Here is a 13,713-nt window from a genome sequence, read left to right as displayed (position 1 = left end):
TAACAAAACAATTGATTGAATTATAAAAATAGATTCATTTGTATAACACTTTAAAAAAGCTGTTGTTGGGGATCGGGTAAATCTTTTGCAGTCGCCTGTTTACTCAGTGACCTTAAGTACCGTTGACGGCATAATCGAATAATATTTCGTTTTTCAGGATCAGAAAATTTTAACCAGTTAAAACGCTCATCTCGTGTACGATAACAACCTCGGCAGTAACCTTGTTCATTTACTTGGCAAATACCACGGCAAGGGCTTGGAATATCAAAGAACTCGAGTTGCTCAGCCATATAGGTATCCCCTTAAAAGAAAAAACACAATAAATGTATGATATACTATGAAAATAAGCATCACTGCCGTTCGATTAAAAAATATACTACAACCATTGTATTTATCAATATAGACACGTTATATTAATAAATACAACGATTCAGGTTTTTTCTGGAAATTTTAAGAGGTTTATAATATGCGCTTACTTCATACTATGTTGCGTGTTACAGATATGCAGCGTTCAATCGATTTTTACACCAAAGTACTGGGCATGCGCCTGTTAAGAACCAGTGAAAATACTGAGTATAAATATTCTCTTGCTTTTGTTGGTTATAGTGATGAAAGCGAAGGCGCAGTCATTGAGCTAACCTATAATTGGGGTGTTGATCACTACGATATGGGGAATGCTTATGGTCATATTGCACTAGGTGTCGATGACGTTGCAAAAACTTGTGATGATATCCGCAATGCAGGTGGTAATGTTACTCGTGAAGCCGGCCCTGTAAAAGGGGGAACAACTGTTATCGCATTTGTTGAAGACCCTGATGGCTATAAAATTGAATTAATTGAAAACAAAAGTGCAAGTAAAGGCTTAGGTCACTAATTGACCTTTCAATTACAAAATTAAGGCTGCCAATTGGCTGCCTTAATTTTCTTCTATGTTTACCTACAAATTTTTACTGGTTTTGGCATAATACGAGCCAATCAGAAACTTATAATCGAAAGTCCTAATGTCTGAAAAAAATAATCCTAATGCCCTGGTTAACCGTTTCAGGGGTTATTACCCTGTTGTTATTGATGTTGAAACCGGTGGGTTTAATGCCAAAACTGACGGGCTGTTAGAAATCGCCGCGATTACCTTAAAAATGGATAAAGACGGCTGGCTGTCTATGGATGAAACATTGCATTTTCATATAGAGCCATTTGAGGGTGCAAACCTTGAGCCATCTGCGCTCGCCTTTACTGGCATTGACCCTACTAATCCATTACGTGGGGCCGTAAGTGAATACGAAGCATTACACGCAATATTTAAAGTGATCCGCAAAGGAATGAAGAACACGGATTGTAACCGCGCAATTATTGTTGCTCATAATGCAAATTTTGATCACAGCTTTGTTATGAATGCCGCAGAACGCGCGAGTTTAAAACGTAACCCATTCCACCCATTTGCAACCTTCGATACTGCAGCATTAAGTGGTTTAGTGTATGGCCAAACTATTTTAGCAAAAGCATGTGTCGCTGCAGGTATTCCATTTGATGGGAAACAAGCCCACGGTGCTCTGTATGATACTAACCGTACTGCCCTATTGTTTTGTGAGATTGTCAACAAATGGAAAAAGCTTGGTGGCTGGCCTATCGTTGAGAACGAAGAGTAATTGAATTACATATAAAAAAACCGTATTTGCTAAAATACCACTACGTTAGCTAAATACGGTTTTTTGTTATCTATCGCAATATTATTCTGCGCTAGTTTCGTCTGTTGGGCGATATTTATCCGCAGTTTCTTTAATCAATGATTGAAGTTCACCGCGCTGGAACATTTCCATGATAATATCACAGCCCCCAACCAGCTCCCCATCAACCCACAGTTGAGGAAAAGTTGGCCAATTTGCATATTTTGGCAGTTCTGCACGAATATCTGGGTTTTGTAGGATATCAACATAAGCAAAGCGTTCACCACAAGAAGACAGAGCTTGGACTGCTTGAGCAGAAAAACCACAGCTCGGAAGTTTTGGAGAGCCTTTCATGTATAATAAAATTGGGTTTTCTTTGATTTGGCGCTCGATTCTTTCAATTGTCGTCATTTTTACTTCCTTAGAACAAAGATGCTGGTTTTGCAGTCAGCCGACAAGCATGATTTACTGCGACTTAATAGAATGCATTGACCATTATAATGTGAAACTTAATTGTTTCATACAATATGCCAGTTTTACAGGGGCATTACTATAACATCCAAAAAACCAAAAAGGCACCTTTTCTATCTTCTGCTCACCTAAGTCAAACAAATAACTCGCTATTGTTTAAATTCGAAAAACTGGCGTTCTTCCTCACAAATACCCATACAATATAAATAGTTAATGATTTTGTTTTTTGCTAACATATAAGTAACATGATTACCGTTACCCTTTGTAAGGTTTATCGTGTTATCATTAATATATTAAATACCATCTCGCCAATGAGCGAAATGTTGATAACAAATTGCCATCTTTTAATTAGCTCATTTTAAGAGCAAACACCCGAAGTATTTTATACAAAAGCAATCAAGGAGTACGCAATGTCTTTTGAACTACCCGCTCTACCGTATGCTAAAGATGCTTTAGAACCATATATCTCTGCTGAAACCTTAGAATATCACTATGGCAAGCACCACAACACTTATGTTGTTAACTTAAACAACCTCATCAAAGGCACTAACTTCGAAGGTAAATCTCTAGAAGAGATCATCAAAACTTCTGACGCTGGGGTTTTTAACAATGCTGCTCAAGTTTGGAACCACACATTCTATTGGCATTGTTTAGCGCCAAATGCAGGTGGAGAACCAACAGGCAAAGTTGCTGATGAGATTAATAAAGCATTCGGTTCTTTCGCTGAGTTTAAAGCGCAATTTACTGACGCTGCGACCAAAAACTTTGGCGCAGGTTGGACATGGCTAGTGAAAAAAACCGATGGTAGCTTAGCTATCGTTAATACATCTAATGCTGCAACGCCAATTTCTGGTGAAGATAAGCCTGTATTAACAGTTGATATTTGGGAGCATGCTTACTATATCGATTATCGTAACGCGCGTCCTAAATACTTAGAAAACTTCTGGGCGCTAGTCAATTGGAAGTTTGTTGAAGAAAATTTAGCGTAGTGATATCTGTTGATTTCTAAATAGCTAAGGGCGAGATATCTCGCCCTTATTTTTTACGCACATTGCTATGAGTAAAAATAAAATCAAAAAATATGTGCAGCAATAAAAATAATCATTGCTAATGAACCCAACGCAGCCAGTAATCCATATTTAACATCTGTATCCATGAGTTCCTCTCATCTAAACGTAATTGAATTAGCGAATAACCATATTAACACAAAGGTTATTAAGTATATATATCCAAAAAAACAAAACTCGTGCCTATATCACATGTTATAACATCAATTATTTCTTTCGTTTTTGCGCTAGATCAGACAAAATCGACAACAAATCGCTAAATTATTGCCAGCAAAGGATCAATGCATCAATATGCTGGTAATTTTTTAACAAGAATGCTTATAGAGACCTATTGTTGGTCAGGAGTTTTTTTCCCCCATGGCAACGATTAAAGATGTGGCGAAACGCGCTGGCGTATCTACCACAACCGTATCCCATGTTATTAATAAAACGCGCTTTGTGGCTGATGATACTAAGGCTGCGGTCTGGGCTGCAATTAAAGAGCTCAATTATTCACCAAGTGCGGTTGCCCGTAGTCTAAAAGTTAATCACACTAAGTCGATTGGTTTGCTGGCAACCTCCAGTGAAGCACCCTATTTTGCTGAGGTAATAGAATCAGTTGAAAATAGCTGCTATGAAAAAGGCTATACACTAATCCTCTGTAATTCCCATAATAATTTGGGTAAACAAAAAGCCTATCTACAAATGCTTGCGCAAAAACGCGTGGATGGTTTACTCGTTATGTGCTCTGAATACCCAGATACTTTAATCAGTATGTTAGAAGATTATCGTAATATTCCAATGGTCGTTATGGATTGGGGTACGTCACGAGGTGATTTTACTGACAGTATTATCGACAACTCATTCCATGGCGGCTACCTTGCAGGGCGTTATTTGATTGACCGTGGCCACCGTGATATCGGTGTCATTCCTGGTTCACTCGAAAGAAATACAGGCATTGGTCGTTTAACTGGTTTCCAAAAAGCGATGGAAGAGGCCAAAATTACGTTAAAAGATGAGTGGATCGTCCAAGGGGATTTTGAGCCTGAATCAGGCTACAAAGCAATGATGCAAATCCTTAGCCATAAACAGCGCCCTACCGCGGTCTTCTGTGGTGGCGATATTATGGCAATGGGAGCGATTTGCGCCGCAGATGAGATGGGCCTGCGTGTACCACAAGATATTTCAGTGATTGGCTATGATAATGTGCGTAATGCGCGCTATTTTACCCCTGCTCTAACGACTATCCACCAGCCAAAAGAGCGTTTAGGGCAAATGGCCTTTACAATGTTACTCGATAGAATTGTGAATAAGCGCGAAGATGCGCAAACTATCGAGGTACATCCACGGCTGGTTGAACGCCGCTCTGTTGCTGATGGGCCATTTATTGATTACCGCCGATAACTTAGCAACCTAAGTTGAAAGCCATTCCGCGTTAAGTGTTTCAGTATCACCGAGGTAATCTAATAACCAACTTAACGCTGGAGATGTGTTTTTTTCAACCCAAGTTAGGCAGCAAGGGCTTGGTGGAAATGGTTGTACTAATGCCAATTCCACTAACTTCCCTTCCTCGCATAAAGGGGTTGCACGGTGTTCGGGCACCATGCCCACACATAGCCCATTGACTAAACATGCCAAACCATTTTCCCAATAAGGCACAACAAGACGCCGCTGGTTATCAAGGGCCCATGTGTCTCTTTTGGGTAAATTACGGGAGGTATCTTCTAAGCATAAACTGGGGTATTCACGCATTTGTTCATCCACCAACTTACCTTCTATTTTGGCTAATGGGTGCTCAGGGCTCGCAACACACATCCAAGACATGAAACCCATATCACGAAAACTATATCTTTCACCAATGGGGGAAGCACGTGTTGCGCCAATCGCCACATCAACACGACCATCAGCTAAAGCATCCCAAACACCATTAAACACTTCAGGGTGAATATACAGTTCAATATCAGGAAAATGACGATAGAAATCTAGAATGAGTTGTTCTGTGCGCTGCGGTTTGACAATGCAGTCAACTGCGATACTAAATTGACCACGCCAACCATTTGCGACTTGTTGGCATTGATGTCTGGTATCTGTCATTTTTTTGATAACAGAACGACTTTGTTTAATAAATATTGCCCCAGCCTCGGTAAGAACTACATCACGATGGCGACGTTCAAATAAAGGGACAGCAAGCCATTCCTCAATTTGTTTTACCGTATAGCTAATCGCAGATGGAACACGGTGCAACTCATCGGCAGCACCACTAAAACTTCCCGTACGAGCCACTGCATCAATGACTTCGAGCGCATGAGCTGACCACATAACATCTCCTTTCAAAAATTTTGATAGCAAGATCCAAATATTACCGTTTCACAACATAAAAAAATAGCCTATACAATAGAACTACTGTTAACATTTTTTTAAATATCAAATAAGTAATAATTATGACGAATACTGTGAAAAAAAATTCCCCTGGGTTTATGATTTACCTTGCAGGGTTAAGCATGCTGGGGTTTTTAGCGATTGATATGTATCTACCTGCTTTTGGGGCAATGCAAAACTCACTGCATACCACAGAAGGGGCTATCAGCGCTTCTCTCAGTATATTTTTAGCTGGTTTTGCTTTTGCTCAGCTTCTATGGGGACCATTATCAGACAAACTTGGTCGTAAACCTGTGCTTATCGTTGGGTTGGCTATTTTCATTTTAAGCAGCCTAGCTATTTTTTGGGTTGAAACTGCGACACAACTCTTAACTTTGCGTTTTCTACAAGCTGTCGGTGTCTGTTCTGCGGCCGTTTTATGGCAAGCTCTCGTTATTGACCGCTATGATGAAGCAAGCACGCAAAAAGTTTTTGCTTCTATTATGCCATTAGTCGCTTTATCCCCTGCTTTGGCGCCTTTATTAGGTGCTTGGGTTTTAGAACACCAAACTTGGGAAGCCATTTTTCTGATCCTCATGGCCGTAGGTATATTACTTTTATTACCAACGTTATTTTTGAAGAATGTTTCTGTCAAAAACATCACGGATGAAAAACAACCCAAAACTAAAGTCTCTTTTGCTAACTTGTTAAGTTCACCTATTTTTAGTGGTAATGTACTTGTTTATGCCTCTTGTAGTGCTGGCTTTTTCGCTTGGTTAACGGGCTCGCCATTTATTTTGCGGAATATGGGGTTTAACCCAGCAGATATAGGCTTAAGTTATATCCCTCAAACCTTAGCTTTCATTGTTGGTGGCTATGGCTGTCGTATTGTATTAGCAAAAGTTCGCGCTGAAACTTTATTCCCTCTATTATTGACGGGTTATGCAGTAAGCATGGCAATCTTATTCATTATAGCTATCTACAGTACTCCGTCACTAACTATGATTTTGATCCCATTTTGCTTTATGGCGGCGATGAATGGGGCCTCCTATCCAATCGCTGTTTCGAAAGCATTAAATGCATTCCCGAGTGCAAGTGGTAAAGCGGCGGCATTACAAAATGCCTTGCAATTAGGGTTATGTTTTTTAGCCAGCTTGCTCGTTTCTGCTCTTACTTTCGACCCACTTCTGGCAACAACGGGGGTAATGGCTGCAACCATCATTCCAATGACGATTGGTTATTTTATGCAACGTTGTTCCAGCAATAGTGAAAAAGCGCTAAAACATGCCGATTGCCAAGCCGATTGATAACAACATATGATTCACTTTAAACCATGCCGCAAGCTTAGCGGCATGGTTTTCGTTTATTAACCAATAAAAATACTCCCAACTTCCCACCGCGAATATTCAGTTATTCATGACAAATAATCTTATCTGTTATTTAGATACTCAAAGACTAAAAACTGTATCTACTTCATATATTTCTAATATTTAAAGCGTATTTCACTAAAATAGAGGGATTTTATTTTTTTATCTACTAAGATATAGATTTTCTATAGTTAATTTTCTTGTTAGAAAGCGTTATCATTGCCATATCAAATAATGAGTGCTCAAGAATGATGTTGAAACAGTATTATCCACCAGATGAATTAAAATCCTTTGTTAGTTCAATTTTGATCATTAAAGAATTTTCAGGAACAATTAAAATTTTTCCAGGAACTGGTGCTGAAATTTGGGTTTCATCAGATTCTTTTTGCATGTCAACAGAAAAACATTCAACAACAGACTCTTTCCAATTAATTATTCCTAGAGTCAATACATTCACGGCTAATCCTAACCATTCAAAAGTAATGGTGTTGCGTATACGCCATGATGCACTGCGCTTTTTACTTCCCCTTAGTACGTTTAATTACACTGATAGGCCTATGGCTCTGAGTGAAATATGGCAAGATCGCTGGTTTGAGTCCTTAGCCAACTCATCATTTAAAGAACTTTTAGATTGCTTCAATCGAACTAAAGCCAATAAAAAGCCTCATTTTATCGATGACATTTTAGAATTGCTGTATCGCAACCCTACAAAAAAAATAACAGAACTTGCTGAAGAAACAGGATTACATGTACGGGTTATTCAAAAAGAGTTTTTAAAAGAGTATGGCATTACCCCAAAACGTTATCAGATCAATTGCCGCTTAGAGCATGTTTTGAAGAGTATGGTAGTAGAACAAGATACATACCGATGGTTTGAAACAGGCTATTATGATCAGTCCCACTTTTATCGCGATTTTAAAAGATACTTTACTATGACCCCGTCGGCATTTTTAAAATCAGAGTATTCGCTTTTTTACAATACAAAAACTAAGTACCCATTAAGATAGTTCTTAATACATAAGGAGAAAGGAATGAGTATTGTTGTGTATGCCCAAATTACGACGGAAAAATCAGATGGGTATTTGACGCGAGAAATCGTTCGTGACTTAGCAAAATTAAGTCGCCGAGAGAAAGGATGCATTCAATATGATCTTATGGCTAAAGAAAATGGTTACATTGTTTTCGAAGAGTGGGAAAATACTCAAGCGCTAGAGATGCATAAAAATAGTCCACATTTCAAACGTCTAGTCGATGCAATTGAGCGTGATAACGCTAGTTTTTCAGTCAACTTCAGTGAAAAATAACTAGTTGACGTTTAAGGTTAGCCATTAATAAAAATTTCACCCTCTTTTATTAATTTTAACTTATTGTAATTAGCGGAATTGTAGAATTAGATTATTAAACACGCCCGATAAATTAATTCCCCCTTCGTAATTGACCTTGGCTATAGCACCATAAACCGCTGCTATAGCCTAATTAGATAAAGTAATCAAACCTAACTAACAGCTTAAGACCCCTTAAAGGTAATATTTACTAAGGCTCATTAGCTTCTATTGTTTCATTAGTTTGTTGTAAAAACTTTTCTTGTTCTTTTTGGTTCAAAACACGTTCAACCGTATCAACGATTGCCTGAGTCTGAGGATCGATTTCAATATTCACTTTGTCCCCTAAACGTTTTTGACCTAATGTAGTTCGCTCCAAAGTCTCTGGGATCAAATGCACACAAAAACGATTATTGATGACATCACCTACAGTTAAGCTGATACCATCTATGGCAACAAACCCTTTATGTAAAATATATTTCATCAATGATTTATCGTGAATCGCCAACCAAATTTGATGGTTATCTTCTGAGGTGAAAATTTTACTGATTTCTGCAGTTGTCATAATATGACCAGAAACAACATGCCCCCCAATTTCATCACCGTATTTAGCAGCACGTTCAATATTAACCACATCCCCTTCTTTTAGTGCGCCAAGGTTGGTTAAACGTAATGTTTCTTTAATGAGATCAAAGCTAACCTTTTCACCATCAATTTTTGTCACTGTAAGGCAACAGCCGTTATGTGCAACAGATGCCCCTGTTTCTAAGCCGACTAATAATTCAGGGGTAAATTTCATTACATGAGTACGAAAATTAGCTCTTTCAGTGATTTCTATAATAGGAGCTGTAGCTTGGACAATGCCTGTAAACATAATAAATCTCAGTGTAGTGAATTAATGACTTCAGTTTACATAAGAATTCTTAGAGATCTATCTTATTTGAGTGATAAGCGACAGACCAATTCACTGGCAAACTAGCGATATAACCAGCACCTAGGTTTAAAAATGCTTTTTTATTACATTCAATTATATCATTATTGGATTCTCTCTAGAAAAGGGATAGAATGAGCGGTTTTTATTAAAGCTTATACTTTAAGTAAATCATTTATTTTTCTAGTTTTTTTCCTATTACTCGTTTTATTATGAAGGTGTATGCGTGCAGAAATATTTTACAGAAGCGCGTAGCTTGCTGGCACTCGGTATTCCTATTGTTTTAGCTCAATTTTCACAAACTGCAATGGGGTTTGTGGATACTATTATGGCTGGAAGCATTAGTGAAATAGAGATGTCCGCAGTTGCAGTTGGGGTTTCAATCTGGCTGCCCGCTATTCTTTTTGGGCAAGGGCTATTGATGGCATTGACGCCTATTGTCGCTCAAATGAATGGGTCAGGTCGCCGAAATTTAATTGGCGATCAGGTTCAGCAAGGTCTATGGCTTGCATTGTTCTTAGCGTTGGGCATTATGTGTTTGCTCTATAATAGCCAGTTAATCATTCATAACATGCCGCACATTGATGCTGAATTAGCCGATAAATCAGTGCGATTCTTACATGCAATCATGTGGGGAGCGCCAGGATACCTATTTTATCAAGTCTATCGTAGCCAATGTGAAGGTTTATCGAAAACGAAACCGGGGATGGTTATTGGTTTTCTTGGTTTGATGGTGAATATTCCTATCAATTATATCTTTATTTATGGGCACTTTGGAGCACCTGCACTAGGTGGTGTCGGTTGTGGTGTTGCGACAGCTACAGTGTATTGGGCTATGTGCATAATGATGAGATGGTATGTGAAACGAGCGCATTCTCAGCGTGATATTCGCCCTACTCTAGTTTTTACATCGCCAAATCCATTAATTTTAAAGCGCATCATTGTATTGGGTACTCCTATTGGTTTAGCTCTGTTCTTTGAAGTCACATTATTTGCTGTTGTTGCACTATTAGTTGCACCGTTAGGTGTCATAGCCGTTGCCGGTCACCAAGTTGCTCTTAATTTCAGCTCAGTGATGTTTATGTTCCCATTATCATTAGGGATCGCTGCAACAATCCGGGTTGGTTATAATTTAGGGCAAAAATCTACCGAGGCCGCTAAAGTTTCATCTTACACTAGCTTAGCGGTTGGCTTAATGGTGGCTTGTATTACTGCTATTTTAACTATCGTATTCCGTGAGCCAATTGCGATGATGTATAACAAAAACCCGGAAGTTGTGGCTTTAGCGTCTAGTTTGATGCTATATGCCGCAATTTATCAATTATCAGATTCCGTACAAGTTATTGGTGCTGGTATCCTACGGGGTTATAAAGATACACGTTCTATTTTCTTTATTACTTTTACTGCTTACTGGCTACTAGGATTACCTGCAGGCTATATCTTAGCCTTAACCGATATTGTTGCTCCAGCCATGGGGCCTAAAGGGTTTTGGATTGGTTTTATAATTGGCTTAAGCGCAGCAGCCATTGGTATGGCAACACGGATTATGTGGCTTCATAAACAATCTGAAGAGTTTATTTTAGTTCGTTCGACTCGCTAATTGACGGTTTTTTAAGCTTTTAACTGTACGGGAAGATGTATTTCGCATCAGATAGTTTTAAATACGAGCAAACTATCGCAAAAATACATTTTCCCCTTGCCAGATGCGCATCATAACGTTAATATTCGTTCCCGTTGTCAGCTAGATAATTTTTTAATGCGTCCGTAGCTCAGTTGGTTAGAGCACCACCTTGACATGGTGGGGGTCGGTAGTTCGAGTCTACTCGGACGCACCATTTCTAGTGAACAACGCTTGTTAATTTTCAATGCGTCCGTAGCTCAGTTGGTTAGAGCACCACCTTGACATGGTGGGGGTCGGTAGTTCGAGTCTACTCGGACGCACCATTTCAAGTTAACTCAAAGCATACTCTTTCAGTGCGTCCGTAGCTCAGTTGGTTAGAGCACCACCTTGACATGGTGGGGGTCGGTAGTTCGAGTCTACTCGGACGCACCATTTTGCTAACCTCCTCCTATTGATTCTAATATTTTCCTTGATTGTCTGTCGATCTTCCCTTACTTTGTTGCGCAACAAAATAAATCGCAAACTATTTACTGAGTATTTGATCTGAGTGACGACTTCTTTCAATTTAAGAAAATTTGATTTGTCTCACAGTTTTTTGTTGTCTATAATACTCATGCTGGCTGAAAGGTTTCAACAGCAATAAATCAGTGTGTTAGCTTTAATTGAATTTGTCATCTACACTATAATAAGAATCAAAATGAGATAAATTTTAGCGTAAAATGAATTAACCACCAGACTGTCGCCTATTCTTATAAATGAGTTGCGCAACACATTTTATCATGCGCACTAAGCATCGGCGACAATACCGATTTCCTTTATAACCTTAGATAGACTGCCATGAAAAAAACCAAAATTGTTTGTACTATCGGTCCAAAAACCGAATCAGAAGAAAAACTGACCCAACTCCTTGATGCTGGCATGAACGTTATGCGCCTCAACTTCTCTCACGGTGACTATGAAGAACATGGTCAACGTATCAACAATCTTCGCTCTGTGTGCGCAAAAACTGGTAAACAAGCAGCTATCCTGCTGGACACAAAAGGTCCTGAAATTCGTACCATGAAATTAGAAGGTGGTAACGACGTCTCTCTTGTTGCCGGTCAAACCTTTACTTTTACGACAGATACTTCCGTTATCGGCAATAAAGATAAAGTTGCTGTCACTTATGCAGGGTTAACTTCTGATTTAGAAGTAGGTAATACTGTATTAGTCGATGATGGCTTAATTGGCATGAAAGTCACTAGCATCACTGCTACTGAAGTTATTTGCGAAGTCTTAAATAACGGTGACCTCGGTGAGAAAAAAGGGGTTAATCTACCCGGCGTTTCAATTGGCTTACCCGCATTAGCCGAAAAAGATAAAGAAGACTTAGTTTTTGGTTGCCAACAAGGTGTGGATTTTGTAGCTGCCTCTTTTATCCGTAAACGTTCTGATGTAGAAGAAATTCGTGCTCACCTGAAAAAACACGGCGGCGAAAACATTCAAATTATCTCTAAAATTGAAAATCAAGAAGGTCTAAATAATTTTGATGAAATTTTAGAAGCATCTGATGGCATCATGGTTGCACGTGGTGATTTAGGGGTAGAGATCCCTGTTGAAGAAGTTATTTTCGCGCAAAAAATGATGATTGAGAAATGTGTTGCAGCACGTAAAGTGGTTATTACTGCGACCCAAATGTTAGACTCAATGATCAAAAACCCGCGCCCGACTCGTGCAGAAGCAGGGGATGTTGCAAACGCGATTTTAGATGGTACCGATGCAGTGATGCTATCAGGTGAAAGTGCAAAAGGTAAATATCCTGTAGAAGCTGTCACTATTATGGCAACGATTTGTGAGCGCACTGATAGTGTGATGCAAACTCGCATCGATAACCAAAAACCAAGCCAGCGTTTACGTGTTACTGAAGCGGTATGCCGTGGCGCAGTAGAAATGTCTGAAAAATTAGATGTTCCTCTGATTGTTGTTGCAACATACGGCGGTAAATCAGCAAAATCGGTTCGTAAATATTTCCCAACCGCACCTATTCTTGCATTAACAACTAACGAAGAAACTGCTCGTCAGTTATTATTAGTCAAAGGCGTGATCCCGATGATTGTTGGTGGGTTTACTTCTACTGACGACTTCTATCGTGAAGGTAAACGTGCAGCGTTAGAAAGTGGTTTAGCGGTTTCAGGTGATGCTGTTGTTATGGTATCCGGCGCATTAGTACAAAGCGGTACGACCAATACTTCATCTGTTCATGTGCTCTAAATAAACTCTCATAAGTTGTATGCAAAAAGGCCGATGGTAATTAATTTAACCATCGGCCTTCTTATTTAAAGTTAACATTTTGTGCTGTCCTGAAGTAACTATTTACTTATTTTGTACCCCCAAGTAAATATTCTCTTATCATTATTAGTGTAAAATCAAAAAAAGCCCTTAAATTGGTCAAATAACCGCCATCATTGTTCTTGATTTAAATTTTTCTTCTTTTTCCTAGTACTAATATTAAAGTATTTCTAGCAAAACTTTATATTTAGTACTAGCATAAGACTAAGTAAGTGCCATACCCTAATTTTCATTAGGTTGTTTTAAAGGGATATAGCAAGCTTTAAGATAACAGTCTTGGCTCTATTGTTTGGTGACTTGCTTTTTTATATTTTCAAGATAAATCAATCTAGAGGGTAAAATAATGATTCGTACTAAAATTGTACTGGGCTCTATCGTATTAGCTTCAGCATTACTAGCGGGTTGTTCTAACAGCACTGAAGTGCAAAAACTCTCTTCAGACGTACAAACTCTGAATGGTAAAGTTGATCAACTGAGCAACGACGTTCAGTCTCTGCGTTCTGACGTACAGACAGCTCAAGAAGAAGCAGCTCGCGCTAACCAGCGCTTGGACAACCAAGTTCGCACTTACAAAAAATAAGTTCGATTTGGTCGTTATTTAGTCG

General features: G+C 38.9%; 14 protein-coding genes and 3 tRNA genes. 13 read left to right on the top strand and 4 right to left on the bottom strand.

Annotation, left to right across the window (positions count from 1 at the left end):
- Positions 1 to 50: 50 nt before the first annotated feature.
- Positions 51 to 290 (bottom strand): DUF1289 domain-containing protein, encoded by a 240-nt coding sequence (locus ACPEH5_RS02285; RefSeq protein WP_042844023.1) that lies wholly within the window; start codon positions 288 to 290, stop codon positions 51 to 53.
- Between the two features lie 176 nt (positions 291 to 466).
- On the opposite strand from ACPEH5_RS02285, the gene gloA reads away from it, so the two are divergent.
- Positions 467 to 874, top strand: coding sequence for a lactoylglutathione lyase (gene gloA, locus ACPEH5_RS02280; protein WP_129465838.1), 408 nt, complete (start codon positions 467 to 469; stop codon positions 872 to 874).
- A gap of 127 nt (positions 875 to 1,001) precedes the next feature.
- The gene (gene rnt, locus ACPEH5_RS02275; RefSeq protein ID WP_042844024.1) at positions 1,002 to 1,646 is read left to right on the top strand and encodes a ribonuclease T; all 645 of its coding nucleotides are present in this window, start codon (positions 1,002 to 1,004) and stop codon (positions 1,644 to 1,646) included.
- A gap of 81 nt (positions 1,647 to 1,727) precedes the next feature.
- On the opposite strand, the gene ACPEH5_RS02270 is transcribed toward rnt, so the two are convergent.
- The gene (locus ACPEH5_RS02270) at positions 1,728 to 2,075 is read right to left on the bottom strand and encodes a Grx4 family monothiol glutaredoxin (RefSeq protein ID WP_042844025.1); all 348 of its coding nucleotides are present in this window, start codon (positions 2,073 to 2,075) and stop codon (positions 1,728 to 1,730) included.
- A gap of 470 nt (positions 2,076 to 2,545) precedes the next feature.
- On the opposite strand from ACPEH5_RS02270, the gene sodB reads away from it, so the two are divergent.
- Complete coding sequence (sodB, locus tag ACPEH5_RS02265) at positions 2,546 to 3,124, top strand: superoxide dismutase [Fe] (RefSeq protein ID WP_166687428.1); 579 nt, start codon at positions 2,546 to 2,548, stop codon at positions 3,122 to 3,124.
- A 435-nt stretch (positions 3,125 to 3,559) separates the two neighbouring features.
- Positions 3,560 to 4,585: an HTH-type transcriptional repressor PurR gene (gene purR, locus ACPEH5_RS02260; RefSeq protein ID WP_042844027.1), complete on the top strand. Its 1,026-nt coding sequence runs from the start codon at positions 3,560 to 3,562 to the stop codon at positions 4,583 to 4,585.
- 9 nt (positions 4,586 to 4,594) lie between these two features.
- Here purR and punR read toward each other — a convergent pair whose 3' ends face one another.
- Positions 4,595 to 5,500, bottom strand: coding sequence for a DNA-binding transcriptional activator PunR (gene punR, locus ACPEH5_RS02255; protein WP_042844028.1), 906 nt, complete (start codon positions 5,498 to 5,500; stop codon positions 4,595 to 4,597).
- Between the two features lie 122 nt (positions 5,501 to 5,622).
- On the opposite strand from punR, the gene punC reads away from it, so the two are divergent.
- The 3 genes from punC to ACPEH5_RS02240 all read left to right on the top strand — a co-directional run bounded on the left by punC (position 5,623) and on the right by ACPEH5_RS02240 (position 8,210).
- Positions 5,623 to 6,846 carry a purine nucleoside transporter PunC gene (gene punC / locus ACPEH5_RS02250; protein ID WP_048607018.1) on the top strand — a complete coding sequence of 408 codons (1,224 nt, stop codon included), beginning with the start codon at positions 5,623 to 5,625 and terminating at the stop codon, positions 6,844 to 6,846.
- 308 nt (positions 6,847 to 7,154) lie between these two features.
- Positions 7,155 to 7,913 (top strand): helix-turn-helix transcriptional regulator, encoded by a 759-nt coding sequence (locus ACPEH5_RS02245; protein WP_225832903.1) that lies wholly within the window; start codon positions 7,155 to 7,157, stop codon positions 7,911 to 7,913.
- Positions 7,914 to 7,937: 24 nt separating this feature from the next.
- Positions 7,938 to 8,210, top strand: coding sequence for a putative quinol monooxygenase (locus ACPEH5_RS02240; RefSeq protein ID WP_048607016.1), 273 nt, complete (start codon positions 7,938 to 7,940; stop codon positions 8,208 to 8,210).
- Between the two features lie 229 nt (positions 8,211 to 8,439).
- Here the strand turns inward: ACPEH5_RS02240 and ACPEH5_RS02235 are convergent, their stop codons facing one another.
- Positions 8,440 to 9,102 (bottom strand): riboflavin synthase, encoded by a 663-nt coding sequence (locus ACPEH5_RS02235; protein WP_042844031.1) that lies wholly within the window; start codon positions 9,100 to 9,102, stop codon positions 8,440 to 8,442.
- A 283-nt stretch (positions 9,103 to 9,385) separates the two neighbouring features.
- Between ACPEH5_RS02235 and ACPEH5_RS02230 the strand changes: the two genes are divergently transcribed.
- The 6 genes from ACPEH5_RS02230 to ACPEH5_RS02205 all read left to right on the top strand — a co-directional run bounded on the left by ACPEH5_RS02230 (position 9,386) and on the right by ACPEH5_RS02205 (position 13,688).
- The gene (locus tag ACPEH5_RS02230) at positions 9,386 to 10,759 is read left to right on the top strand and encodes an MATE family efflux transporter (protein WP_423727014.1); all 1,374 of its coding nucleotides are present in this window, start codon (positions 9,386 to 9,388) and stop codon (positions 10,757 to 10,759) included.
- Positions 10,760 to 10,917: 158 nt separating this feature from the next.
- Positions 10,918 to 10,994: transfer RNA gene (locus ACPEH5_RS02225), tRNA-Val, on the top strand.
- 32 nt (positions 10,995 to 11,026) lie between these two features.
- A tRNA-Val gene (locus tag ACPEH5_RS02220) sits at positions 11,027 to 11,103 on the top strand.
- Positions 11,104 to 11,135: 32 nt separating this feature from the next.
- Positions 11,136 to 11,212 (top strand) — tRNA-Val (locus tag ACPEH5_RS02215).
- Positions 11,213 to 11,617: 405 nt separating this feature from the next.
- Positions 11,618 to 13,030 carry a pyruvate kinase PykF gene (gene pykF / locus ACPEH5_RS02210; protein WP_042844034.1) on the top strand — a complete coding sequence of 471 codons (1,413 nt, stop codon included), beginning with the start codon at positions 11,618 to 11,620 and terminating at the stop codon, positions 13,028 to 13,030.
- A 421-nt stretch (positions 13,031 to 13,451) separates the two neighbouring features.
- Positions 13,452 to 13,688 carry a major outer membrane lipoprotein gene (locus tag ACPEH5_RS02205; protein WP_004263789.1) on the top strand — a complete coding sequence of 79 codons (237 nt, stop codon included), beginning with the start codon at positions 13,452 to 13,454 and terminating at the stop codon, positions 13,686 to 13,688.
- Positions 13,689 to 13,713 lie beyond the last annotated feature (25 nt).

It is taken from the genome of Providencia sp. NPDC089933 (assembly GCF_049545585.1).
GTDB lineage: Bacteria > Pseudomonadota > Gammaproteobacteria > Enterobacterales > Enterobacteriaceae > Providencia > Providencia huashanensis.
The sequence above is the reverse complement of the archived record's forward strand: the minus strand, read 5'-3'. Positions and strand labels throughout refer to the sequence as shown.

Bases quoted from the DNA above. Each gene is read 5' to 3' on its own strand.
- ACPEH5_RS02235 (WP_042844031.1), bottom strand. From the start codon at position 9,102: ATGTTTACAGGCATTGTCCAAGCTACAGCTCCTATTATAGAAATCACT.
- pykF (WP_042844034.1), top strand. From the start codon at position 11,618: ATGAAAAAAACCAAAATTGTTTGTACTATCGGTCCAAAAACCGAATCA.
- ACPEH5_RS02285 (WP_042844023.1), bottom strand. From the start codon at position 290: ATGGCTGAGCAACTCGAGTTCTTTGATATTCCAAGCCCTTGCCGTGGT.
- ACPEH5_RS02205 (WP_004263789.1), top strand. From the start codon at position 13,452: ATGATTCGTACTAAAATTGTACTGGGCTCTATCGTATTAGCTTCAGCA.
- sodB (WP_166687428.1), top strand. From the start codon at position 2,546: ATGTCTTTTGAACTACCCGCTCTACCGTATGCTAAAGATGCTTTAGAA.
- punC (WP_048607018.1), top strand. From the start codon at position 5,623: ATGACGAATACTGTGAAAAAAAATTCCCCTGGGTTTATGATTTACCTT.
- ACPEH5_RS02240 (WP_048607016.1), top strand. From the start codon at position 7,938: ATGAGTATTGTTGTGTATGCCCAAATTACGACGGAAAAATCAGATGGG.
- purR (WP_042844027.1), top strand. From the start codon at position 3,560: ATGGCAACGATTAAAGATGTGGCGAAACGCGCTGGCGTATCTACCACA.
- ACPEH5_RS02245 (WP_225832903.1), top strand. From the start codon at position 7,155: ATGATGTTGAAACAGTATTATCCACCAGATGAATTAAAATCCTTTGTT.
- gloA (WP_129465838.1), top strand. From the start codon at position 467: ATGCGCTTACTTCATACTATGTTGCGTGTTACAGATATGCAGCGTTCA.
- punR (WP_042844028.1), bottom strand. From the start codon at position 5,500: ATGTGGTCAGCTCATGCGCTCGAAGTCATTGATGCAGTGGCTCGTACG.
- ACPEH5_RS02270 (WP_042844025.1), bottom strand. From the start codon at position 2,075: ATGACGACAATTGAAAGAATCGAGCGCCAAATCAAAGAAAACCCAATT.
- rnt (WP_042844024.1), top strand. From the start codon at position 1,002: ATGTCTGAAAAAAATAATCCTAATGCCCTGGTTAACCGTTTCAGGGGT.